Raw genomic sequence first — 24,325 nt, forward strand, 5'->3', positions numbered from 1 at the left:
TCTGTAACTGTACGTACTTTCGTTCGTCTCTCAGTCTCCAGTCGGCTTCTCGGCGTCGGCGGTTTCCCCACCGACCACGTAGACGCTGTCGCTGAGCAACAGCACGATGGGTATCGCCGAGAGCAGTACGAGGCCCGCGAGGGCGAGGAAGACGGTCCGGAGGCCGGTGAGATCGGCTAGATACCCGACGATCGCCGGCGACGCGGAACTCGCGAGCAGCGCTCCGGTCCAGACGTAGCCGAACGCTCGCCCCTCCAGTTCCGGAGGCGCGATGTCGCTGACGAGCGAGTCGCGGGCGGGGTTCATCCCGTAGAGACTCACGCCGAGCAGCACCAGCACGACCAGGAGGCCTGTCGGCGAGAACGTGCCGACCGCGAGCACGCCGAGTACGCTCGCGGCGACCACTAGATACCCCACGAGCACCTTGCGGCTGTCGGACGCGTCGACTAGTCGGCCCGTGCCGAGCTGTCCGACGCCGGCGACGATCAGCAGCGCGGAGTAGTAGAAGCTCGCGGTCGATTCCGGGGTCAGTTCGACGCCGAGTGCCGTGAACGAGTAGCCGTAGACGCTCGTCAGGAACTCCGGCAGGAACACCGTCACGCCGGTGGCGGCCGTGATCTGGACGGCGAAGTACACGAACACGGCGAGCAGCGGGTAGACGTACAGTCGGCGGTCGTGCTCCCAGAGTGCCCGGAGGCCGTTGACGCCCTCGTCCGTGTCGTCCCGTCGCCCTGCAGGTCGGGTCTCGAACGAACCGAGCGCGACGAAGAGAAGGACGGCGTAGGCGACCCCGAGAGCGCCGAAACCGAGGAGGATGCGGTCCCAAGCGACCACGACCAGCAGGCCGCCGACCAGTGCGGGGGCGAGGCCGTCGCCGAACTTCGAGGCGCTGCCCCACATCCCGAGCACGGTTCCCTTTGTCGACGCGTCGACGTTCGCGGAGATGAGCGGATAGCCGGTCGGGTGCACCGTGCTCGAACCGACGCCGACCGCGAACATCGCCGCGAACAGGACGAGAAACTGCTCGTCGAGGGTGACGCCTGCAACCGTCAGCACCTCCGTCCCGCCGGTGAAGCCGGGTGCGAGAGCGAACGTGACGACTCCAAGCCCGGTGATAGCGAACCCGAGCGGCAGGAGGTACCGTCTGTCGTACCGGTCCGAGAGCACGCCCATCGGTGCCTGCCCGACCGCAGAGCCGAAGGTCCGCACCCCCATCAACAGCCCGAGCTTCCAGAGCGGGTAGCCGAACGCGACCACCCAAATCGGAATCAGCGGCGGAAAGAGGCGCTTGAGCAGGTGGTCCATGCCGTGGACACCGCTGATGAGAACCGCGAACGCTCGCTGTCGTCCGTCCCCCTCAGAGAGCATCGTCCAGACGCGTACTCTATTCCCGGCGACGACTTAACCGTTGGTCCTCAAGGGGTACGCTCGACGCAGTTTGGGGCTCAGGCTCGGTCACGAATCCAGACGCTGTCCAGCAATACGGCCGTTCGAGAGTGAACTGCTTCGGGGTCAAGCCCTGAGGCACTCGCCCTGTTCAGCCTGTAGACCTACCGAGGCGAAAACTCCGTTGACGTCGTCTTCGGTACGGAACAATCGTAACGCGATAGCTCGTTTCGATGAACTCTTTCACCGCCTCGAATCCTCTCGATTTGGGGCTCCGTGCTGGACGGCGAGCGTGGATAGAGCAATCCGAAACGCTGTTCCTCTCTTCGGTTAGCCGTTCTCGGACGCGAGGAACTCGCCGACGACGGCGTTGAGTCCGCGTCGCAATCGCTGGGAAGCCGCGTTGTCACTAATCCCCGTGAGGTTCGCTAGTTCCCCGAGAGTGACTCCACGAGGAACGCTCCAGTAGCCGTGGGTGTAGGCCGTCGAAATGATGTCGTACTGCTCGTCTGTCAGCGTCGATTCCTCGGCGGGGAGGTTCGGATTGTAGAGGCGACGTAACTCGATTTGGATGTCGTTCTCGAGACACTGTTCTCGAAAGTCGGTCAGGTGATTGCGGTCGTTGAACTGTAAGCGGAACTCCCACGCATCGATGGTGCCTTCGGCGCGGAGGACGTCGGCGTGGGTATCGATCAACGGTTGGATGATCGAATCGATCTCTTGGCTCCATCGAATCTCGAACAGGTAGCGCCCGTCGGTCTGCGTGAGACACTTCGCGCTCTCGGTGAGCGGGTCGGCTCGAAGCGTCTCTTCGACGACGGCCCGGTCGTCGTGGTCGACCCAGAACAACGGAATTACCCCCGTCTGAAGCGGAACGATGCGTTCGAGTTCGATCTCGATCTCGGGGTACTCGTCGAAGAGTCGTCCGAGAGCGAACTGATCTGCTGGGACTGTGATGTCTGTGATGACTACCATGGCCGATCCCGTTCGACTGGTCTGTGGATGGCATTTCCACGCGGCCGTATCCTAACGACGACGTTCGAATTCGATCTTCTGACTTAAAGCGATAACGGGTATTTGGGCTACGACGCACCCATCGAACGTAAGGGTCGATTTTATAGGTAGTTAGCCATCTTCCAATATCATTCCTACAATTCAAAATACTTATTTATAGACGAATGGTTGTCAGTTACAATGGGTTCGTACGAGGAGCAAATTCGGTCAAATGACGACCGTGAACAACAATTTGCAACAAAATTATCTCTTCTGAAAGAGCGGGGTTCCGCACTTCTTGTTGTTGGAAACCTTCCTGTTGATGCATATCAAACAGCTTGTCGGTGGATGCTCGGAGACGAAGCAGTAGGTCCGCGCCGCCGGATTCTCGTCGTCACCGACAATCAGTCCCCCACTGTAGAATCTCGCCTTCCAAAAAACGCTGATGCCTCGAATTTGAAGGTTGTTTCTAGTACCCCAAATACTCGTGCAGCGGCTACTAATATAGTCGATAACTCTCAAATTGACTCCAAGATCGAACAAAGCTATATCGACCTTACCAATCTTGGGAAACTCGGAAGCACGGTTTCTGAGATGATTACCGAATTTAACAACGAAGTTGACGAACTTGATCCCGCTGAATTACGACTATGTTTTGACTCTCTCCGGCCCGTTCTCACTGAACACAGTACCAGCAAGGTCTTCAAATTCGTCGATCTCCTCGCCTCCCGTGTCCGAAAAGAAAACGGGATGAGTCATTTTCACTTACCACTTGCCCGTAACAATGAAACAGTCCGAACTTTTGCACCGCTCTTTGATGCAGTTATCCAACTCCACGAACATGACGGTCAGATTGAACAGCGTTGGGAGCTTTGTGAAAGTGGTCTCTCGTCGAATTGGCTCCCTCTATAGCTGATTTTGGCTCGTAAATCGATATAATCTGTTACCATAACCATCCGATACCTTTTTTCCCTAACAATGACTGGAATCGGATACCATGAAAGAACAGGATCGCATCGAGCAGCAAAACATCGGGGGTGACCACGCAGGGACAATCTCGTTTGAACCCACAGCCGACGAGACAGGACTGAATATTATCGACCCAATCGAACGCCACCGATACTCATTAGCGACTCCGACCAGAGTGTCACCCACGCCGATTAACTCTGATACATTCCTATTTCCAGTTGACGCTAGCGTTTCAGTGACGACTAAGTCAATCACCCTACCAACCGTCGTTGCCGTCTATGTACGTGACGCAAGCGGCCGCATGCTCACTGAAGCTGAGCACTTTGCTACTGAGGAATTTCCCGAGGATACCTATAGCCTCGAAATTTGTGCCCCCATCAAGTGTTATTTACGAGTAAATAGTCAGGTTTCTATTTCCGCCAATGCGACGCAGACCCAGATCTCATTTGAGACGCCAACTGATGTGTTCGTTGGCGCACGGTCTCATCACGACCATCCTGCTGCCACGGTCACAACCACAACGGACCCTAAAGATATGATGGCTGCCGTCTCAACATTCGGGTCTGCACTGAAAACGACCAGCGTTGAACGCTCGTACCCAACATTGCGAGGTCATCCACCAACGATCGAACGTGGAGACGAGCTCCAGATTCCAGACTGTCTAGAAGTACCCGAGACTGGAGTTCGGATTGAAGTACCACCGGACTACGAGTCCATCTACGTTGTTACTCCACTTGTCTATTATCTCGGTGCACAACTAGAGCCCGGTTCCGAACCTCGAATAGTCACTGAGACCGGTTTCGAATACACGTTAGGAGCGACTCGTGGGTTTGAGGCAGATGTTGAACGTGTACTAAAGCAAGTATTTTTCCTCGATTGTATAACTCGAACAGAAGGATACTATCAAGTAGACCTTCATGAACGGGAAGAAATCGAACAAGTAGTCGATCTGGACTTCTCAACGTTGTACGACAAATCCTTACCAGAACAACTTGAGGCATATCTTGAGGTACCATTCGACGTCATCGAAGATCAGATTCCAGAGTGGAAGCAGACGACCCATGTAAGACCCACAGCTGACAGTATTGATTTCCTACCGTTTGTTGTAGATGATCTAGCTATCATACGGACACCAGTTTCCAACACGGTTTCTGAATCGACTGTCCAGACGAGCGCAGTGAGTGAATTCCTACGAGCGGAGTCTGGAGAGTTCACACGTAGTACATCACAATCAGAATCTCTGGACAGTTCGTATATTCAGCCTGAAAATACGGACTCGCTCGAGCAGACGTGGATTGGAGATGGAACGCCAGTTGGTGCAAGTAAAGCGACCACAGACGCATTCGAGCATCGATTGGATCGAACACCCACTGATGGCGATATCGATATTACGGTGATCTGTAACGACATGGAAATGCACGCAGAACGGGATGTTGTGGAGGAAAGCTATGGAGAGCGGGCGAAGTTACCCTTCGATGTTTCGGTCAAGCGTGACTTGACGACTGAGGAATTACGAGAGACGTTAGCTTCGGAACAGGATTTCCTTCACTATATTGGCCATATTGACGAAGAGGGATTCAACTGCGCTGATGGAAAATTAGATGCAACAACACTTGAGACAGTTGCTGTTGATGCATTTTTGCTCAATGCCTGTCAGTCCTACAAACAGGGAATGCATCTACTTGAGGCAGGGAGTATTGGAGGAGTCGTGACACTTAGTGAGGTCATCAATAGTGGCGCAGTTCGGATTGGTCGTGCGATGGCACGGTTGCTGAACCGTGGGTTCCCGCTTCAGGCAGCCCTCGATATCGCACGGGATGAGAGCATTGTCGGTGGCCAGTATATCGTCGTTGGAGATGGTGGACTTGCCATTGCTCAAGCAGAGAGTGGAACTCCGAACATGTGTGAAATCGAGAAAGTGGGTGATAATTACCGAGTCCATCTATCTACCTATCCAACTGATCAACGGGGTCTAGGTAGCATGGTGATTCCCCATCTTGCCGAAGTTGAGAATTTCTTCCTCAGTTCTGGTGAGATAGAACCCTTCGATTTATCTCGTAGCGAACTTGACGAGTTCTTACAATTAGAGGATATCCCAGTAAAAGTGGACGGAGAATTGAAGTGGAGCAGCCAATTATCTGTTTCTGAGATTTAATTACGGGCCACTGACTGTCGACATGTTGGCCGCTGTTGCGTTTCCTGCTTGAGTCATAATCAAAAGCAGGGTGAAGAGAGCGCCCATCATTCGTGGATTCTCTGCGAGGTATGCCGTGATTGTCTTGTCTGTCATGACAGTTCTCTTTTTACCGGGGTATTTTATGAAAGTTTTCGTATATTAATGATGTTTTATATAGTTATTTTACTACTGTTATTAGGGATGAAAACAGGTATTTTGTCAAGAGAAGTAATAACGTCTATCATCTGGGCCGGATTCACGGAAAGTGAGTAGTTCTTCAGTGGAGAGAGTGTGGATTTTGACCTCTAGTCCCCAGTAGTAGAGAATGCTCTCATCAGACATTAGGAGTACAAGCCAACTCAATTAGTCAGTAGCCATAAAGGATATAATGGTGTTGTGTCTTGGACTGAGTATGCCGAAGTGCCAGAATTGTGGTGGATTCGTTACAAAGCAGTATGTAAGAGTATTTACTCCTTCTGATATTGAAGAGCCACGGGTATGTCCGTCCTGTGAAGATATTGTGCGAGAAGGCGCAGAAGTGAGAGAAGCCCGATCACCTCGGCAGTGATCGCATCAATAGTATCGCTTCATTCGCAGATTTTGAGGAAGTCTTTACAATAGTATAGTGGTAGTTCCTACTTCACTGCTTTCGACGAATCAGGAGATAGAGTGAGCCAACGAGTGCAACAAGACCACTGCTAAGTTCAAACCCAGGGATTCCTGTTGTAGGAGTAGTTTTTGTGGATGTTGACTCTTTAGGGGTGATCACGTTCGAGTCAGTTGTTTCCGAGCTGCCAGGGACGGTCGAAGTTTCCATAGAAGTACCACTGGAAGTCGGAGTCTGTGAGATAGTAGTATTAGTGGTGGATTGTATCGTCGATGCAGTAGTCGTGTTCTGCGAACTGGCCGTTGTAGTCACCGTGGTTTCGGTAGTTGAGGTGTCTTTCGACGACGATGGTGATGTGGTCGTCGTTGGTTGAGTAGTTGTCTCAGTCCTTGGTTCTTCGATTGAAAGTGAAGACGAATCACTGATTCCGAGGAGCTCCTTTCGGCCATCTTTGATTCCATCATCACTCCCTTGAACCACAGCGTATACGCGTGCGTTGCCCGTCTGGAACTTTTCAAGGGAAACTGTTGCTTGGTATGTTTGCGAGTCAGTTTTTGTGGCAGTTGTTTTAACGTTCTGGTCATCGTTCGCAAGAACGACCTTCACTGCGTAAGGATCCTCGACATTTGTAGTCTTCTCGGCAGTAACTGTGACCGTGATTTCCGAATCGGTCGTTGCTTGTGACGGCGAATCAACAGTCACGGTATATCCGCGAACCACGACAGGATAAACATCTTTGTACTCGCCGTCTTTATATAATGCTAACATATACGAGCCAGGTTCATATCCAGATACGTCAAAATTGACTGTACTGCTACCAGTCGCTCCCTTCTGATCTTGAATATCTCGATTACTATCATACAGATATATTTGGTACGTTGTATCGCTCGGTGCTGCCGCCGAAACAGAGAGAGTTTCATCAGGTGCAGTCTTGCCAACAGCCGATATAGTATGAGTTTCGTCCTGATACGTTACTTTATACGTTGGTGTATCAACGCTCCCGGGGACACTAAGTTCGTATGTGGCAGTGAGAGCTGTCGGAACTCCACTACTGAGACCAAGTCCCAAAATCAGGGCAACGGCAATAAATCGACGTCTCATGAAGTATATGCTATTACTGAGAAGACCATTATAAGAATTCTCTTTCTCAGTGTACGAATAGGGAAAATATGCATACAGACTTAATTTGACGTATCGCTATTTTGCGTCTTCATAAGACTCCTTAGGAGAGAGTAAGTATTATGAAGGTGGCATTTGATTAGCCCAATGAGATACCAAATGCTTCGAAAAATAATCAAAGGAGAGTCTCAATTTATAGCCATTTCCATGGCTATGTTGTTAGTTCTCTCCCCCATGGCCGCGACAACGGTAATGGGTGCAGATACCGTATCGAACGATGAAAAAATCAGTGTTCCAGGGACAGACAATGTCTCAGTCTGGGAGCGATCGGCGCTCACGCTTCGGACTGATACATCGAATGCCGATACGAAAATCAACAACTCTTGGTGGTATATCTCTGTTGACGGAGAAGATATCCCGGCGAACAAACGTGAACTCGGAGTTTTCAGTTCATCTAAAGATATTACGATAGACTTCACGAGCAAAACCGCATTCCGGTCGGGCCAATTCAGTAATGAAGACGTGACGCTTATCGCAGCTCGAGTGGATCCGTCCGGAGACCAAAGTATTTCGAGCATTGACTCTACTACGGATGCTCTCAACCTTCTTAACACCGAAAACGTAAATAAGAATGCTACGTTCACGTCCGTGAACACCAAAAAGCTAGACGGGAATGGACATGGACAATTCGAGTTTAGTCCTTCCCAGTCTGGTGAATATGTCTTCTTTGCAGTAAGTGGGAATAAGAAGACCTCTGGGCTCAAAGTTGAAAATGGAGAAATCTCCGTAACTGGTGATGCGACGATTGTTGGTGTCGAACACGCAGTGGTCCACGACCAGTCTTCTAGCGCTACTTTAGACTCGAAGACGGCATATCGTGGATCCAACCTCACCTTCAATGTTGACGAGACGAAAACCGGTGAGAACGTCGAGCATGCCGTTCTTGTCTATGACCGAAAGACTGGCTTAGAAGATCAGCAGTTCTACGTGAATGTGCCGAGTGACCCGGAAAACCTCTCGGAGTTAGCGGCCAACACGAAACTTGAACACACAGTTGAAGACGTCCGGGGTGTCAGCCGTGTTGAAGATGGGTCGACGGTTGTTGACAGCACGACAGGGACGACGCCTAGCATTGGAGAAGTATTTGAGTTCGTCGCTGACAATACTAATCGAGAGACGCCAAGTAACGAACCGATTGAGGGTGATGGAAACGGCACTCTCAATGCATCACTCACTGTCGCGTCTGGCCAACAGAGCCAGATTGAGGTGGAGACTCTGAGTGACTGGTCGCCCTCGCCATATCAGTGGGTCCACATTGCAGTCGGCGAAAACGGAGAGGTCCGGACGAACACAGGCCAGTTCTTCCTTAACAAAGCGCATTTCGGCGTCTCCGATGTGACGGCTAAACCGGAGAAAATCAAGGAAGGCCAGTCGGTTACAGTCAGCGGGACGGTTACCAATCTTGGCAGCGAAACCGCTGAACGGCAGGTTTGGATCGAAGCGAAACGAACAGACATTGCCGATGCAAAATGGAAGGAGTTGAATATCAAGGACGTTACGCTCGATGCCGGTCAGTCGGATGAAGTCACGTTGACTGGCAAATTGAAGAAGCCGGGGACGTACAAAATCAAAATGAATGACCAAACCGCTACTCCGAACGTCATCGTCAAGGCAAAGTCCAGCGGCGGCGGTGGCGGTGGCGGTGGCGGCGGCGGTGGCGGCGGTGGAGGAGTGCCTGCTCCATCGACCATCGTTGAGGTTAACCAGCAATCCGATGGAAGTGCTGTCGCCGACGTTCAGGGCGGCAAAAAAGACGGAAACGTTCAGGTTGATATTCCGAGCGAACAAGCGACGCGCGTGAGTGGCGTCACCTTCGACAATGTGAACGTCGAACTCCAGAACGACAACTCGCACTTCAAGCTCGGAATCAACACGTTCTCGGAACGGCCGTCGACAGTTCCGACGGATCCCGATGACGTCTCGGTGAAGGGCTACTTGCAGGTTGAGAAGGAACTCATCACGAATGACGACATTAAGCAGGCGACGGTTAACTTCCGGCTTTCGTCGGAGCAACTGAGTGAGTACAGCACGCCGAACAACGTTGTACTCTACCGGTACCACGACGGCTCCTGGCAGTCACTCGAAACCACGTTCGTCGAGCAAGAGGGCGGCCAATACAAGTTCAAGGCTACCACGCCAGGATTCTCGGTGTTCGCAATTGGTGAAAAGCAACCCGCAATCAGCCTCTCGAACGCAGACCTTGGTCGTTCGACAGTCAATGTCGGCGAGACGGTTGAGGTGACTGCCGAGCTGACGAACGACGGTAGTGGCGAAGGCACCTATACGGCAGAGCTCACCGTTGACGGTGAAGTCGTTGCGACGAAGGATGTGACGGTCAAAGGTGGTGAGACGAAGACGGTGACATTCAGTTACGAGGCCAGCGAGACCGGTGACCACGAGGTCACTGTCAACGATATGTCTGCTGGCACACTCACTGTCCTCGAAGAAGGTGAAACCACACCTGAGGAGACAACGACAACTGAGACCACGACAGAAACGGACCCCGGTGACGGTACGTCGGGTGAGGGAGGTAGTGCGGTTGGTATTGCAATCGCCATCCTCGTCCTTCTCGGTGGTGCAGGAGGCCTCCTCTACTACTTCCGAGATGAAGTCGAGCAACAGGTCGACACCTATCTCGGGAAGTAACTAGAAGTCTCGCCTCCGTTCTTGCTCGACACTGTCTTGTTCTTCTCAGTAGCGGTTCACAGTAGTCGTTTGTGAGCCGGTTTGACGGACTATAAGGTGAAAGCCCTATGTTTCAGTGAAGGTAGATATTAATCGTACTCTGCACTCGCTTTCGACCGGTTTTCTTGTTTGAGATAGTAGTACATTGCAAGTGTGATTAACGGTGTAACAACCATCCAGAGGAGATACTCGAACCACATCTCACCAAAGACGTTGACCCGCAGCCAGACTTCACCGTCGTGTTTGAAAGCGATCCACCAGACAAGATAGACGAATACGCTGAGACCAAACATAGAGAAGATACCGAGTATTTCGATGATCTCTTTGAGGTTTGTTTTGGATACCATTGTTACAGGGTGCTGAGGGTCATTTTGTTCGTGGGGCGTGTCTGAATTTGCATAGACATACTTTGGCGTGGGTTGAGATTGCGGGGGATCGGCACTGAATTACACGTCCAGTAGAACACTTGCTCGGGTTTTGTTGTGACGCTCCTGTACGAAGCTAACCTCTTGCTCACTCCGGTTAGTGGAAAACTAGCTCCAGATTGCCAGAGCGTTGTATTGTAGTAGCGTTTCCACGAGGCAAACAAGGAAATTAAGATACCGTTAGTGTGTCTTTAGAGTAGCTGCTGGTGGTCGTGAGCCGGTCACGTATCTATCTCTTCCTGCAAAATACTGCTACTCCGTATCCTAAAACAGCGTACTTTCACCCAAAGAAAACTCGCTCTCGTAATGTTGTGCTAATAGCTGTTTGCAGGATTAAGCGAGATATTCTGTTGTTCTCTGTAGTCTGATCTTAGTACACTGCCACACTCTTCTCGCTTGAGTCAGTCGTCTGTTCGCTTCGTTGGGGTGGAGTGTTCCGATGAAACAGCGATTGACAAGCCGCGAGCTACACGTTGGGAGAGATACCGCCGAAGAAAGTTCACTGCTTGAGCCGTCAGCAACCTAGTTTCGTTCTTTGTACGGTCGGAGAGCAGCGTAGAGGAGAAGCGACGTGGTCGTCGTAGTTGGTGTCGTAGTTGTATCGTTACCGGCCGGTGTTCCGACACCTGGGATTATACTTCCGCCAGGAATCGTTTCGATGATTCCACTGAAATAGAGTACGCCAGTAAGACCGCAGATGATGAGCAGGATACTGATGAAGAGGACAAGCGTCTTTCCGCCACCGATTCGTTCGAAGACCCGTCTGGGAAGGCTTTTTGAGTTGAGCAGGGAGTCATTTCGCTTGTTCCCTCTATGTCGGGATGAAGTAGATGAGGTGGACGATCGAGACGAAGTATGCGAAGAACTGCGAGATGTCGAGAGGACGGGGATTTTCTGTTCTAATCGACGCTGCAATTCATCTTCACTAATTGAGGTGTTTTTTTGGATGTCTACAGCTTCTGATTTGATATGCTGGATTTTCTCTTTGATGTATTGGTCTTCACGCTGACTTTGGGTATCCTCAAAGTCCGACTTTGTCTTCCCAATCGGCTGGATTCCTTGATGAGGTCCTTGTTCGATTACCAGATTGTAATCCGACAAGACGTCTTTCTGCCCGTCATCTGCAATGGCGATTTGACGGGCATTACTAAGATTTAGACTACTCAGCAGCGCTAACGCTTTTGTATAGCTACCAACACCGACCTTAACACGTCGTCGTTGTTGGAGCAACTGCTCAATGAGTTTCCGGTCAAAATCATCGCCTGGCGGACTACCGGGGTCAGTGCCAAGTTCTCGAAACACCTGTACATCTTGTCCGGATGTATCAAGTTCCAGTCCTAGTTCGGACGCTCGCTCCTCAATGGCAGTTTTGAACTGGGCTAATGCGCTTCGGTCGAACGTTTGTATTTGGTACTGAGCGTAGTACTGTTCTGCCCGACCGGTCTTGGATTCACGTGCTCGGAAGAACGCGATAATTTCCGCGCCGTGGGAGAGATTCAGCGAGAGCCGAACCCCTGCGAAAAAGAACTCTTCGATACGCTCATTCCGCTCAGCAGTTGCTTGATCAGGACTGTACTGCTTACCTTCGGAATCGTAGATGGTGATTGTTGGCATTGGTGTTAGTACCTCCCGAGTTTCTCAAGTAATCGCTCAAATCCGACGGTCATGACCGAACCGCGGTCATCCCGCATTGGGACACGTTCATCGGCTTCGTTGGTGTGGGTCTGGTAGTAGACCGGATGGATTTCCGTTCCTGCGGTCTCTCGGACCAAACTATCGATTTGGTTGCTCTGGCGAAGCTGCTCGTTGACGTATTCTTTGAAGTCATCATAGTAGCGATGAGCTTCAAGCCCGCGTTCATTCCGGAAGTCCTCCGCTAAGTGATCCGTCTTGGTGGCGACGAGGATGATATCTTTATCATCAATCGCTTGCAGGATACTGAAGTACTCTGAGACTTCAAGCGGTTCGTTGTTCACGAACCGCTCTGCATCTAACAGGAGCAACAACGTATCCGCAGCTGTAATGCCATTTGCCAGATGCAACAGCGTCTCATCTGTATCTTCTTCATCAATAAGACCCGTTAACGCATCCGGAAGGCGTGACAAGTACTCGCCTGCGTAGTCCGCGCTTGAGAGTTGCACGTTAGTCGGGAAGACAGACCCATGGACATATTGGAAAGCCAGGTTCTTGACCTGTCCACGTCCCGTTGCTTCGATGGTCCAGCCTGAGTTACTCCGGTCAAGTTCCTCAACTTGATCCATGAGATCCTCACTGGGCTTCATCGGCGTGTTACTCTCGTCATTGCGTGACCGCTCAAGAGCCTCCAGATACGCGCCTATGAGGAACAGACTCTTTCCAGACGCTCGTGGTCCAAGTACGAAGAAGTCCTTCTGCGCGTCGTACTGGACGAACTGCTTAACAGTGACGAGGAACACGCCTGAAACGGCCGCATGCTTGAGTAGGCTTTCTTGTACCACGCTCACGGACATCGATTCAACCGCTTTGAGTGAGATCCCGGCCTCAGTGATTTGCAAGAACTCTGGATAGGAAACGTGGTACTCAAGGAAGCCGGCAACGACCATGAGCGTGATAATGTAGTAGATTGCTTTTGACGCTCGACGGAACTCCAGTGCTTCTGCGGTCTGAACTCTCGTCAGCCGTCGGCCACCACCGAGGAACGCACTGATAAGGAGTCCACTACCTAGCCACGTGAAGTTCCCCAAGATGAGGCCGAAAAACCGGCCGAAGTTCTGGGGTAAGAACAACCCCATCGAGCGGAGTCCGAGCAGTCCGACGATAACCCCGATCCAGAGGAGTGTTGCCTGAATTCGTTTTTTCGGGTCGATCGTCATCAAGAGAAGCAACCCGAGAAAAATCCCTAGTAGGATAACCGTCACTTGCTGCAGGCTCAAACCAACCAAGTGACGCAGGCGAATCGGCGCGCGGAACAGATGGGCTTGTCGCCAAGCTTCTCCTAGCATCTTCGAAACAGGAAGTGCCAGGGCTAGCATCACGATGAAATACCCGAATAGTTTGACCTTCTCGTTGTTGTCTTGAAGATATTGATTGACCTGGTGAATCATTCATACTCACCCCCAGCTTGGTCAAGGTGGTGAGCATCAACATCCCCAGTCGTATCCGAGTCAGGACCACTCCCTTCCGGGTTCGTTTTGACGACTTGAACGTACTTGTTGAGGATTTCCTCCGTGATTGCCTCGCTATCATTCTGGAGGAAGAGCTCAATGTCATCTGGTGATTCTAGGTTGAGAAGTTCTTTCCGGCGAACGTAGAACCCTTGGTCAAGCCCGAAGCTGTGATGGACGGGAATATCATCACCGAGCTTGGATGCTCGCTCACGATATCCATCGTGATACCCGTTTGCTTGGACGACTTTCCGTAGATTGTCGAGGAAGATGCCATCAATGAAGACACTGAGACCGATATCCCAGCTATCACCAATCGAAGCCTGCCAGCTGGTGTACGGGCTATCAACTCGCTTCCCGCTCCCACCGAGATCGAATGCACTACTGAATGTCTCCTCGAAGTCTAAGGCATCTGCGTCAAGTTCGCCAACAGCACGGCTCAGTGCTGCGACTCTGACCTTCAAATCGTCGTATCGTGACCGGCCTTTACTGAACTTCCGCTTCCGGAGACCAGTGTATTGCTGGTTACGTGCGTTCCGTGCGAGTTCCTCGAGGTTTGCCCGGACACGCTGATTCTCCTGTTGACTCTTGAAGATGTCACTCTCAGCAATATCGGCATCTCCTGTCGCACGGAAGACATCTGTCGGCTGGACAGTCTTGACGTACACATACTCATCAGTCTCAGTCGAAACCGACTGCGTCGTGGACTCACTTCCGTATTCATCGCGCTGGCGATGGAACGCTGCGCGCTTGTCCATATAGACATCTCGTCGATTATTCAGATTCTGGAAGACGTCGACTGTTGCCTCGTAGAGTGATGCTTTGGTCTTGGTCTCCTGAAGATCAGACTCTAATTTCTCCTTCCGGGTTTCAATCTCGGCAGTACCGCTTGCCTCCTGGCGGAAGGCCTGTCGAGTAATTTCCTTCAGGTCATCCTCCGTCGGATTACGACCGAGTTCTGAACGGAGTGCACGCAGGTCATCTTGATCAGGTTCGTCGAGTCGACTGTGAAGTTCATCAACAATGGCATCTTCGAGGTCTGCTTTCTGATTAGCGACCTCCGTGAGAACCGTCTGCTCATTGTACCCGATGTCGACAGTGAAGGTGCTGCTCGCAGCCCCCACGCTGAAGACACCACGGTCATCGAGCTTGCTCTTCTGCATCCGGTAGTCCTTGTGCGCCTGCTCTCGATCTTCCTCAGTGGAGCTCTGCCACGGGGCAAGCTTCTCGACCGTACTCTCCTCTTTGTTCATCCGGATGAACGCACTCCGTGCTTGTTTCAGCTCACCCAGGGATGCCTCGATATCGCGTCGGTCCTCTTGGAAGTCGATCCCGATTTGCTCAAGTTGCTGCTCGATTGTATCGAGAACATCCGCAACAGGACGAGACTGGACCTGATCAACAGCATCCTCTGTCTCTGCGTTCGTCACTTCCGCCGTGAAGGTATCGAGAGCCGTCTGGAGCGACGTGAGGTCAGACTCAACGGACTGTTGTTGGAGTGTCTGTAGTTGCTCTAGTTCGTCGCGGATAGACCGCATCCAATTCGACACATCGTGGTTAATCTCCTCAGCTTGAGCATCCCGTTGAGCCTCAAGCTCCTCGATTGTATCCTCAAGCTCCGCTTCAAGACGGTCCTTTTTCTCGGTAAGTTCTTCGAGTTGAGCATCAAGGCGCTGGAGTTTCACTCCAGGATTGACGTTTCCATCCTGGGAACCGATGAGATACTCGATTGAATCCCGCACACGACTATCATCGATAGCCTTGATCTGGGCAAGAAGGTCCTTACGGTGAGCAATTAGCCGTAAGTCCTGTTCAAGAATCTCAGCTAATCGCTCGTCGATGTCATCAACGAAGCTGTTCGTCCCCTGGCCAGTGGTATCGACTGCTCGAAGTGACCCTGCGATTATCTCGAGTTGTTCCTCGATATCATCCCTTTCGTTCTTCGCATCACTGATGATGTCGCTGAATATCGAGAGTGATTCGTACTCTAGTTCGTTGAAGAGGTCGAAGGCAAGGAGGTCCTCGACGTGTTCGAGTCGCTCAGTCAAGTCTGCGTGATCAAGGTCACGGAGACTCTGGTCAACCTCATCTGTGTACTCCCGAACGAGGAAGCGTTCGACCTCCGAATAAATTTCCTCCTCGGCTTGGAGTGCTTCCTGTTTTGTATTCAGGATTTCCCGGAGTGATTCCCGTGCGTTGTTGATCGCTTCAACGTTATACCGGAGTACCTGCGGGATGCCGATCGTGAAAGGAGCGTATTTTGGGCTGCTTGCAAAGGGATCTTCGAGATTCTGAGTATTGTAATAGGAAGCAAGGAGGTAGATGACTGCTTCATCGAGTTCCTGGAGGAACTGGTCGGTTTGAATTCGATTCCCTGTCTTCCCGTCGAAACTTGTGGGGTCGATCGGCAGGAGAATCCGGTCTTTGAACACATTAGCGTCGGTCAGACTCAGATATTCGAGTTCAGAGAGTGCAGCATATGCGTTCGTGTTCTCCTTCATTCCTTCTGTATGATTCGGGAGGATCCCGAACAGGGTGATTTCGGCAGTCCGCTGTTTCTCCTGGAGGTGGCGAGCCAAATCGATGAGGATGCCTGACCCAGTTCCACCGCCAAGACCGGCTAAAACGGCGACTTTGCCTTTGTCTGGCAGATCGATATAGGTCGACATCTGGTCGTCCTCGGCATAGGCTTTGTAGTAGATTGCTTTGCCGAGGCCGCGCTTCCGGACTACCCCTTTTGCAAAGTCGAGGTTTTCGTTGATGTGTTGTTCGTCCAGCCACCAGTTCTCTTCTCGCATTCCGTTTCCGGCGGTGATTCGTGGGACAGCACGATCACCGAGGAGGTCGATACTGCCACTGAGCTGGATGTCTTCTGTAACTAGTTTGTACTCTACACTGACCTCTCCGGTCCGACCTTTGTCTACATCACGTAGCTCTTCTTTACGTTCGGCGATGGTTTCACGGATTTGCTGGATTCGTCGCCGGTCCTCGTTTTCTTCGCCTTCTGCAGTGTCAATAATGGTGACAACTGTAGAGTGGGGGTTTGGCTGTGGTTTGAGCATCTCCTCTAACACCCAGTCTGATTCCAACAGTGTTAGAGAGATTTCCTTTCCTGCACCGCCGATGGCGAAGATTCGTTCGGGCAGATTCATTACTTGTCTCTATCTCGGAAAGTACACAGTACTATCTTAAAACTTTGGATAAAAGTGATTTTGTAATACCATCAAAATTTTGTATTCTAAGATACAGTCGAATTATCGGGTTCCCGCACATCCGGATAAATATGCCCACTCTGGGTCCCAGATAAAGTAGTGAAATATATGATATAATATATAAAGTGTCTCCATTTGATGAGTAAGAAACTCGAGAAATCGAAGAGGTTAGCGCATTTAGCTAACCTTTATTTGTATTACCTCGAAACGGGAAGACCAACCGACACGAATATTCAGATTACTTCCAACAACTATCCAAGTTATGCAACAGCAAGATTCCTCCATCCCCCAAACCGAACAAGAGCCGCCATCCTCCACGATTGCGGACTGTAAAAACGTCACCCGGATGTATACTCGTGGTGGCACGAGCCGATTCTTTGGTTCGTCCAAAACTGACCGACCCACGGTGACCGCGCTCGATGATGTAACGCTCTCAGTGCATCGAGGCGAAATCATCGGACTAGCGGGACCAAGTGGGAGTGGAAAGTCTACACTCCTCCATCTACTTGCAGCGCTCGATACACCGACCAATGGAACCGTCCATGTAGATGGTCAAGATACGAGTGCACTCTCTAGCCGTGAACGAACACGACTCCGGCTGACGACAATTGGAATCGTCTTCCAACGCTTCCACCTCCTCCCCGCGCTCTCTGCAAAATCAAACGTCGCACTCCCCCTCGTCGAACAAGGACTTGGAAAGCAGGCACGCCACGACCGAGCAACAGACCTGCTCGAAAAGGTCGGACTAGGAGACCGAGCAACCCACAAGCCAGGTGAACTGAGCGGTGGTGAACAACAGCGAGTTGCAATCGCACGAGCACTAGCGACAGACCCGGACCTCATCATCGCAGACGAACCCACTGGTGAACTGGACACCACGACGGCGGCCTCAATTCTGGAGGTCTTCAAAGACCTCGCAGATGACCGCGCAGTGGTCATAGCGTCCCACGACGAACCGACGCTATCGATTGCTGACCGCCGGATCGAACTCCAAGATGGACGTGTGGTCCCCAATGGCAACTAAGTCCTCACTTGGACGTCCGTCGCGGATCAAGCGGTGGGCAGGATTAGTCGGTGTTGGACTCCGACGTGTTCGAGAGAAAGCCCTCGTCACTGAATCCCGCCGTATCGCGCTCAGCGTCAGTGGTGTCGCTATTGCGATCGCGCTCATGCTCATCGTCACCGGAGTCGCAATGGGTCTTTCTTCGCAAACGACCGTCGGTGGTGACTCCGTAGATTACTGGATCACACCAGAAGCAGGCTCAACATCCACGATGGTCGTCTCAACGGAGGGACCACAGTTCGGTGCTGTTCATTCGACGACAGCACGTCTAACTCGTAACGAAGAGGTGGCGTACGCAACGCCAGTGCTCATGCATGCAATGGAGATGCACACTCCCGGTGGTGAAGACGAGAGTGAGTACGTCGTTGTCATTGGCGTTATCGCCCAGTCTGATGTGGAGGTCGCTGGCCTTTCCGCCGGTCCGTTAACCCCGGGTGATCCCCACTACGCGAATGGCTCCTACAATGGAACGTGGACAGGGCAAGCGGTGATGTCCCCCGCTTCGGCAGAATTATTGAACGCAACGAATGGCACTTCCCTAATTCCAAGCCGAGGGACACAGGCAAATCGGACGCTCACAGTGAGTGCAGTCGGAGATGGCGATGTGAGTACAGGGATGGGCCAACTGCCAATTGTCCTCGTTCACCTGAGTGAAGCCCAACAGTTGTCGGGTGCGACGGCTGGCGACCAAGCAGACCAGATTTTGGTCGATACGAACTCACGCGATGTGAAGTCGGAGTTGGAGAACGTCTATCCACGCTCAACGGTGATGGCTCGAAGTGGGCTCACCGCCCAGAACATGTCTTCGGGTCTCCCGCTTGCAATGAGCGTGGCGGCACTGTGCGTGGCTCTCATCGTCGGCACACTGTTCGTCGGCACGACGATGGGGCTTGAGATTACTGCTGACCAACAGCAGTATGCGCTTCTTGGCGCTCTCGGTCTTCCATGGCGAAGTCGTGCTGTCGTCGTTCTCGTGCAGGCGCTTACAGTAACCGTTGTGGGCGGTATCCTCGGGCTTGCCCTAGGGTATCTTGGTATTCAACTGACGAACCAACTCGCACAACAATATATCGCGCCGACAGCCATCGCAGTCGCCCACCCAATGCTTGCCGTCTATGGGGTTGGTGTCTCCATCCTCATCGGCTTGCTCGCTGCACCGTACCTCCTGTGGCTCACCAAACGAACGTCCATACTAGAGCAACTCACGACCTAACATGCGCCCACTCACTAAACTTCGTGCCGTCCTCGGCATCACGGTCGCACAACTCACCCACGAACGAACTCGAACCGTACTCGCAGTCGTTGGAATCGCCCTCGCAGTACTCTCGACGACACTACTCGCGAGCGTCGGCTACGGTGTCGTCGAAACAGGTCAACAAAAGTTCGACTCATCTGGTCGCGACCTCTGGATAACGGGTGGGCCCGTACAGTTGGCTCCGGGGAGCGTCGGTGGGTTCGAAAATACGTTGACGAATGCGCACGGAATCTCGAGGAATCTAACTGCTCGTGAGGACGTACGGACTGCCTCGCCGATGGCGTTCCAAACAGTGTACGCCGGTACTAATCCAGATGACCTCCAGACAATCGTTGGAACTGGTGTCCGTGGGACGGGCGGCAATGCATCTACACAGGTTACAGAAGGGAAGGGCCTGACCGGGAAGGATCGCCACTATGCTGATGGTAGTTACGACGGTCCGATGACCAACGAAGTCCTCATCGGACCACGGACAGCCCAGTTGTTCAATGTCTCTGTTGGTGATACCCTCTACGTCGGCGGAACAGTCGTAAGCGCACGCCAGAACGAATTCACGGTTATCGGGATTTCACCCACATTCTCTCGATTCCTCGGTACACCTAGTGTCGTCCTGCGATTGAGCGAACTCCAAGAGCTTACAGGGACGACGCAAACGGACCCTGCGACAATGATCACAGTTGACCTCCGCTCGGGAACGGATACGGCTGCCGTCGAACAAGAACTTCAACAGAAGTATCCCCAGTATGACGTTCGGACGAACCAAGAGCAGTTACAGTCGATTCTCGCTGACAAAGCAGTTGTCCTCGCAAGTGGACTTGTGCTCGTCATCCTCGCTGTTCTCGCCGGAGTTGCGTTGACGGCGAACTTGTTGGCATTACTCGTCTACCAACAACGCCAAGAGTTGGCTGCTGTGAAAGCGCTTGGTATCTCTTCGTCGGTCCTGGTAGGGACTGCAGGGAGTCAGGGATTGATACTCGGGCTTCTCGGTGGTGCAGTCGGACTTGGAATTACACCGTTTGCAAGTGCTGGCTTGAATGCTGTCGCGACCCACCTTGTCGGCTTTACTGGGCTTGTACAGACACCAGACTTCGTATTCGCAGTTGGTGGATTTGTTGCGGTTGGAATTGGACTGATTGGGTCTGTCGTCGCTGGCTGGCGTGTCGGACGAGTTAAGCCACTAGAACATCTTGAGAGCTAATTCGGTGATTTCACCTTGAGATTAGTTATGAACGATAGAGGCCGATCGGACCTGAATTGTTGTGTGCCACATATATTAACTTATATTATATAGATTATCATTTAGTACCAGCCATATTTTCTCCCAATCAAATTGACTAAACACAAAAGCTAGCCGTCTGGGTTCATACCTCTTGCAAAGGTATGCCGGAGGGCGAAATTTATTATAGAATTAGTTCACGTTACGGACTATGACCGGACAGGAGTCGACGCCAATCCGTGTCCTCCACGTCGACGACGACCCAGAATTTGCTGATCTCGTTAAACTATATCTCCAACGAAACCACGACGCCCTCACAGTCACAACTGCAAACAGTGGGCCAGATGCACTCGCCCGGTTTGGAAATGAGACCTTCGATTGTATTGTCAGTGACTACAATATGCCTCAAATGGACGGCCTTGAACTACTAGACGCTGTCCGAGACAATTATCCCGATCTCCCCTTTATCCTCTTTACCGGTCGGGGGAGCGAAGAAATTGCAAGTGAAGCTATCTCAGCAGGTGTCACGGACTACCTACAAAAAGAAACAGGGACTGACCAATACACGGTACTCACAAACCGTATTGTGAACGCTGTTGAGAGTTACCGCTCTCAACAAGCGCTTGCGGAAAGCAAACAACGTTATCAAAGCCTTATCGAAAAGAGCCACGATGCTGTATTCATCATTCAAGACGAGCAATTCAAGTTTATCAACGAGCGTATTTGCGAGATCACCGGATACGACAAACCAGAACTTAAGGAACTAACGTACGATGAAATACTTCACCCGGATGATCGCGAACGGGTCAGCAAGATCAGAACCCAACGGAAAAACGGTCAAGACCCGCCAGAAACATATGAAGTCCAAATCGAGACAAAATCCGGTGAATCCCGATACTGCGATTTGAAAGTCCAAACTATCACGCATGAGGGAGAAGATGCGGTCCTCGGGTTTGCTCGTGATATCTCTGATCAGAAAGAATACGAGACAATTCTCAAAACATTACACGAGACAACACGCGAGTTAATGCGTGCTGAGACAAAAAGCGAAATCTGTGATATTGCCGTTGAAACTACTCGAACAGAGCTCGGCTTACCAATTAGCGGTGTCTGGCTCTATAACGAAGATTCAAACTGTCTGGAACCAGCGGTGAGCACTGGCGAAGGTACGTCCCTCATCGGGTCGCTGCCGACGTTCCAGCCCGGAAGTAGTCTGGCATGGACGGTATTTGATGCTCAAGAGACCACAGTATTTGATGACGTGCAGGACGCCGAGCCAGTACATAATCCAGAGACAGTGATTCAAAGTGAGGCAATTGCTCCACTTGGGAGGCAAGGCATTCTCCTGTCTGGATCGACGGAGACCAATGCATTCGATGATTTTGATCGAGAGGTCCTTGAACTCCTTGCGACAAACACAGAAGCGGCATTAGAGCGAGCCGACCGTGAGGAAACTCATCGACGACTGACTCAGGAACTCAAGCAGAGCAAGAAAAAAATCGAGCAGCTACACAAGATTGCCACTGAGATGGAAGCCTGTGAGTCTGAACAAGAAATTTGTGACCTCACTGTCGATGCTGCCGAGCGTATTCTTGCGTTCGACATCTGTATTGTCGATATCGAAGAAGATGGCTTGCTAGAAACGAGGAGTCTGTCAAGTGGCGTCAGTAAGGAGGAGACACCTGCGATGTCCGTCAACGAAGGACTTGCTGGAAAAACCTATCGAACGCAAGAATCGTATTTATTTGATGATATTCAGGCGGTTCCGGAGGCGAAGCCTCAAGCTGACTATCACTCAATCATCAGCGTCGCAATCGGTGACCATGGAGTCTTTCAAGCTGTCGCCGACGAAACCGGATTTTTCGGCGAACAAGATGTTGAGCTTGCTGAACTTCTGCTTTCTCATACTGCTGAAGCACTATCACGAGTAACTCGAGAACAGCAACTCCGAGAACGTGAATCGTCTCTTCGGAAACAGCGAGACCGCCTCGAGGAGTTCTCCAGTGTCGTTTCTCATGACCTCCGGAACCCGCTTAACGTCGCGCAAGGAAATCTCGACATGGTTGTTGAAAAGGTAGAGTCTTCCGAGAAGCAGAAAGAACGGGTTGCAATCGATCGGCTAAAAACAGTCGAGACAGCGCTCAATCGGATGGAAACAATCATCGAGGATGTACTAGCGCTTGCCCGCCAGGGTCAGCTTTCAGACACTCCGGAACCAGTTCACCTCGACGAACTTGCGGAGCGTGCCTGGACGAATGTCGAGACGGTTGATGCAACACTCAAACTCCAGTGTAATCGTCAACTCAAAGCAGACGTCGGTCGATTACAGCAACTGTTCGAGAATCTCTTCCGAAATGCTGTTGAACACGGTGGGCCGGATGTGGAGGTTCAGGTTCGGACGACCGACGATGGCTTTACTATCGAAGATAACGGCTGTGGAATACCAAATATCGAGTCAAAGGATATTTTCTCATCAGAGTTCTCCACAGCCGATGATGGAACTGGACTTGGGCTTGCTATCGTTGACCAAATTGTGCAAGCTCACGGGTGGACGGCAACTGCCACTGAAGGACGTGATGGCGGTGTGAAGATTGTAGTCTCCGATGTTACTGGGTAATCAGATACCTTCGCTGAGAGCAAAGTGTCTACTTTGTTTTGGATATTTTCTCCCGACTATAGTTCTGACTAAGTTCTCTTGTTGCCAGCTGGAAACTAAGCGGCCTCTGCACGGGATTGTAATCAAAGGGTGAGTTCGCTATCCTCAACGTCCGTTAGTGACCGATTCTTGAGAGACGTCCCTGATTTGGCATCAAAAATATGTATTGCTTGCTCTGGGATACGGACACGAGTTTTTGCACCTTCTTCGATACTCTTCATGCCTTCAGTTGTTGCGACAAATGTCGTTGGCTCGGCACGGTTCGGACCGATCGTGAGATAGACATTATTTTCGTTGCCTTTGGGTTCAACGACATCGACGATTGTCTCAAAGGTGTGTGGAGATTCGGTGTCTCCCACAAGTTCAATATCTTCAGGCCGGATTCCAAGTACCACATCTGTCACGGGGCCAAGCGAGTCACGAGTATCGGAGGACAAGGGATATTCGAATGTGTCCGAAACCAAGCGGGTATCAGCCACGGTCATTTCGAAGAAGTTCATCGATGGTTCTCCGATAAACCCGGCGACGAATTGATTCGCAGGTTTATGATAGAGTTCAAGCGGTGTCCCAACCTGTTGGAGGACTCCATCGTTTAGTACTGCAATGCGGTCGCCCATCGTCATCGCCTCGGTCTGGTCATGGGTAACATAGATAGTTGTGACACCGAGATCCTCTTGAAGACGCTGGAGTTCAGTTCGCATCTGTGCCCGCAACTTTGCGTCGAGGTTTGCAAGGGGTTCATCAAGCAGGAATACCTGCGGATCACGTACAATCGCGCGGCCAAGCGCGACACGCTGTTGTTGGCCACCCGAAAGCTCGCTCGGTTTTCGACCCAATAACTCGTCGATATTTAGCATCCTAGCTGTCTCCTCAACACGACTGTCGATTTCGTCGGCGGACATATTCGTCGCTTCTTCCAACCCAAACTTCATATTCTCTTTAACCGTCATATGCGGGTAGAGGGCGTAGGATTGGAACACCATCGCTAAATCGCGTTCCTGTGGTGAGAGACCCTCAATTGGAACTCCATCTAAACGCATCTGGCCCTCGGAGACCGTTTCTAGCCCTGCAATCATACGGAGAGTAGTTGATTTCCCACAGCCACTCGGCCCAACCAAAACGAGAAACTCTCCGTCGTCGATGTCGAGACTCAAGTCATCAACTGCGATAATCTCTCCGTGCTCATCTTGGAAACGCTTTGTAATATTTGAAAGCGTAAGCTCCGCCATGGCCAAGTATAGTCGATTAATGGTTATAATTCGAGTCCAAGACTTCGGTGATTCCCGATTTTGTTGTAACATCTTGGCGGTGTTGACTGAGGTGGTGACTCCGGATTTTGAGCGGAGAAACGTAACTTCTT

16 protein-coding genes are annotated in these 24,325 nt (G+C 51.6%); 8 read left to right on the forward strand and 8 right to left on the reverse strand.

Translation table 11 applies throughout. The features are described from left to right. Positions 1-30 precede the first annotated feature (30 nt). Both E2484_RS07035 and E2484_RS07040 read right to left on the reverse strand, forming a co-directional pair. Complete coding sequence (locus E2484_RS07035) at positions 31-1,368, reverse strand: MFS transporter (RefSeq protein ID WP_137284506.1); 1,338 nt, start codon at positions 1,366-1,368, stop codon at positions 31-33. A gap of 348 nt (positions 1,369-1,716) precedes the next feature. Further along, positions 1,717-2,361 carry a helix-turn-helix domain-containing protein gene (locus tag E2484_RS07040; RefSeq protein ID WP_137284507.1) on the reverse strand — a complete coding sequence of 215 codons (645 nt, stop codon included), beginning with the start codon at positions 2,359-2,361 and terminating at the stop codon, positions 1,717-1,719. Between the two features lie 219 nt (positions 2,362-2,580). Here E2484_RS07040 and E2484_RS07045 point away from each other — a divergent pair, with 219 nt between their 5' ends. Both E2484_RS07045 and E2484_RS07050 read left to right on the forward strand, forming a co-directional pair. Next, entirely contained in the window at positions 2,581-3,291 is a 711-nt protein-coding gene (locus E2484_RS07045) for a DUF7504 family protein (protein WP_137284508.1), read from the forward strand. An 85-nt stretch (positions 3,292-3,376) separates the two neighbouring features. Next, entirely contained in the window at positions 3,377-5,503 is a 2,127-nt protein-coding gene (locus tag E2484_RS07050; protein ID WP_321112030.1) for a CHAT domain-containing protein, read from the forward strand. On the opposite strand, the gene E2484_RS26270 is transcribed toward E2484_RS07050, so the two are convergent. Beyond that, positions 5,504-5,638, reverse strand: coding sequence for a DUF7503 family protein (locus E2484_RS26270; RefSeq protein WP_449272300.1), 135 nt, complete (start codon positions 5,636-5,638; stop codon positions 5,504-5,506). 298 nt (positions 5,639-5,936) lie between these two features. Between E2484_RS26270 and E2484_RS26275 the strand changes: the two genes are divergently transcribed. Then, positions 5,937-6,092 (forward strand): DUF7563 family protein, encoded by a 156-nt coding sequence (locus E2484_RS26275; protein WP_449272301.1) that lies wholly within the window; start codon positions 5,937-5,939, stop codon positions 6,090-6,092. Between the two features lie 72 nt (positions 6,093-6,164). Here E2484_RS26275 and E2484_RS07055 read toward each other — a convergent pair whose 3' ends face one another. Then, a complete protein-coding gene (locus E2484_RS07055) occupies positions 6,165-7,232 on the reverse strand; it encodes a hypothetical protein (protein ID WP_137284509.1) in 1,068 nt (355 codons plus the stop codon). A 165-nt stretch (positions 7,233-7,397) separates the two neighbouring features. On the opposite strand from E2484_RS07055, the gene E2484_RS07060 reads away from it, so the two are divergent. Further along, positions 7,398-9,956: a PGF-pre-PGF domain-containing protein gene (locus tag E2484_RS07060; protein ID WP_137284510.1), complete on the forward strand. Its 2,559-nt coding sequence runs from the start codon at positions 7,398-7,400 to the stop codon at positions 9,954-9,956. Between the two features lie 986 nt (positions 9,957-10,942). Here E2484_RS07060 and E2484_RS07070 read toward each other — a convergent pair. From E2484_RS07070 to E2484_RS07080, 3 genes are read right to left on the reverse strand one after another with little or no spacing between them, the layout of a single operon-like run. Continuing rightward, complete coding sequence (locus tag E2484_RS07070) at positions 10,943-12,034, reverse strand: hypothetical protein (RefSeq protein WP_137284512.1); 1,092 nt, start codon at positions 12,032-12,034, stop codon at positions 10,943-10,945. Between the two features lie 5 nt (positions 12,035-12,039). Beyond that, positions 12,040-13,503 carry a hypothetical protein gene (locus E2484_RS07075; protein WP_137284513.1) on the reverse strand — a complete coding sequence of 488 codons (1,464 nt, stop codon included), beginning with the start codon at positions 13,501-13,503 and terminating at the stop codon, positions 12,040-12,042. Continuing rightward, positions 13,500-16,715 carry a tubulin-like doman-containing protein gene (locus E2484_RS07080; RefSeq protein WP_137284514.1) on the reverse strand — a complete coding sequence of 1,072 codons (3,216 nt, stop codon included), beginning with the start codon at positions 16,713-16,715 and terminating at the stop codon, positions 13,500-13,502. Before E2484_RS07080 ends, E2484_RS07075 begins: the two co-directional genes overlap by 4 nt. 322 nt (positions 16,716-17,037) lie before the next feature. Here E2484_RS07080 and E2484_RS07085 point away from each other — a divergent pair, with 322 nt between their 5' ends. From E2484_RS07085 to E2484_RS07100, 4 genes are all read left to right on the forward strand, one after another. After that, the gene (locus E2484_RS07085; protein ID WP_137284515.1) at positions 17,038-17,799 is read left to right on the forward strand and encodes an ABC transporter ATP-binding protein; all 762 of its coding nucleotides are present in this window, start codon (positions 17,038-17,040) and stop codon (positions 17,797-17,799) included. After that, positions 17,789-19,051 (forward strand): ABC transporter permease, encoded by a 1,263-nt coding sequence (locus E2484_RS07090; RefSeq protein WP_170977260.1) that lies wholly within the window; start codon positions 17,789-17,791, stop codon positions 19,049-19,051. The genes E2484_RS07085 and E2484_RS07090 overlap by 11 nt, the downstream gene beginning before the upstream one ends. Before the next feature lies 1 nt (position 19,052). Next, entirely contained in the window at positions 19,053-20,291 is a 1,239-nt protein-coding gene (locus E2484_RS07095) for an ABC transporter permease (RefSeq protein WP_137284517.1), read from the forward strand. Between the two features lie 229 nt (positions 20,292-20,520). Then, complete coding sequence (locus E2484_RS07100; protein WP_137284518.1) at positions 20,521-22,926, forward strand: hybrid sensor histidine kinase/response regulator; 2,406 nt, start codon at positions 20,521-20,523, stop codon at positions 22,924-22,926. Between the two features lie 122 nt (positions 22,927-23,048). On the opposite strand, the gene E2484_RS07105 is transcribed toward E2484_RS07100, so the two are convergent. Next, positions 23,049-24,194, reverse strand: a complete 1,146-nt coding sequence (locus tag E2484_RS07105) for an ABC transporter ATP-binding protein (RefSeq protein ID WP_137284519.1) — start codon at positions 24,192-24,194, stop codon at positions 23,049-23,051. Positions 24,195-24,325: the final 131 nt, after the last annotated feature.

Source organism: Halorussus salinisoli (assembly GCA_005239435.1).
GTDB classification, from domain to species: Archaea; Halobacteriota; Halobacteria; order Halobacteriales; family Haladaptataceae; genus Halorussus; species Halorussus salinisoli.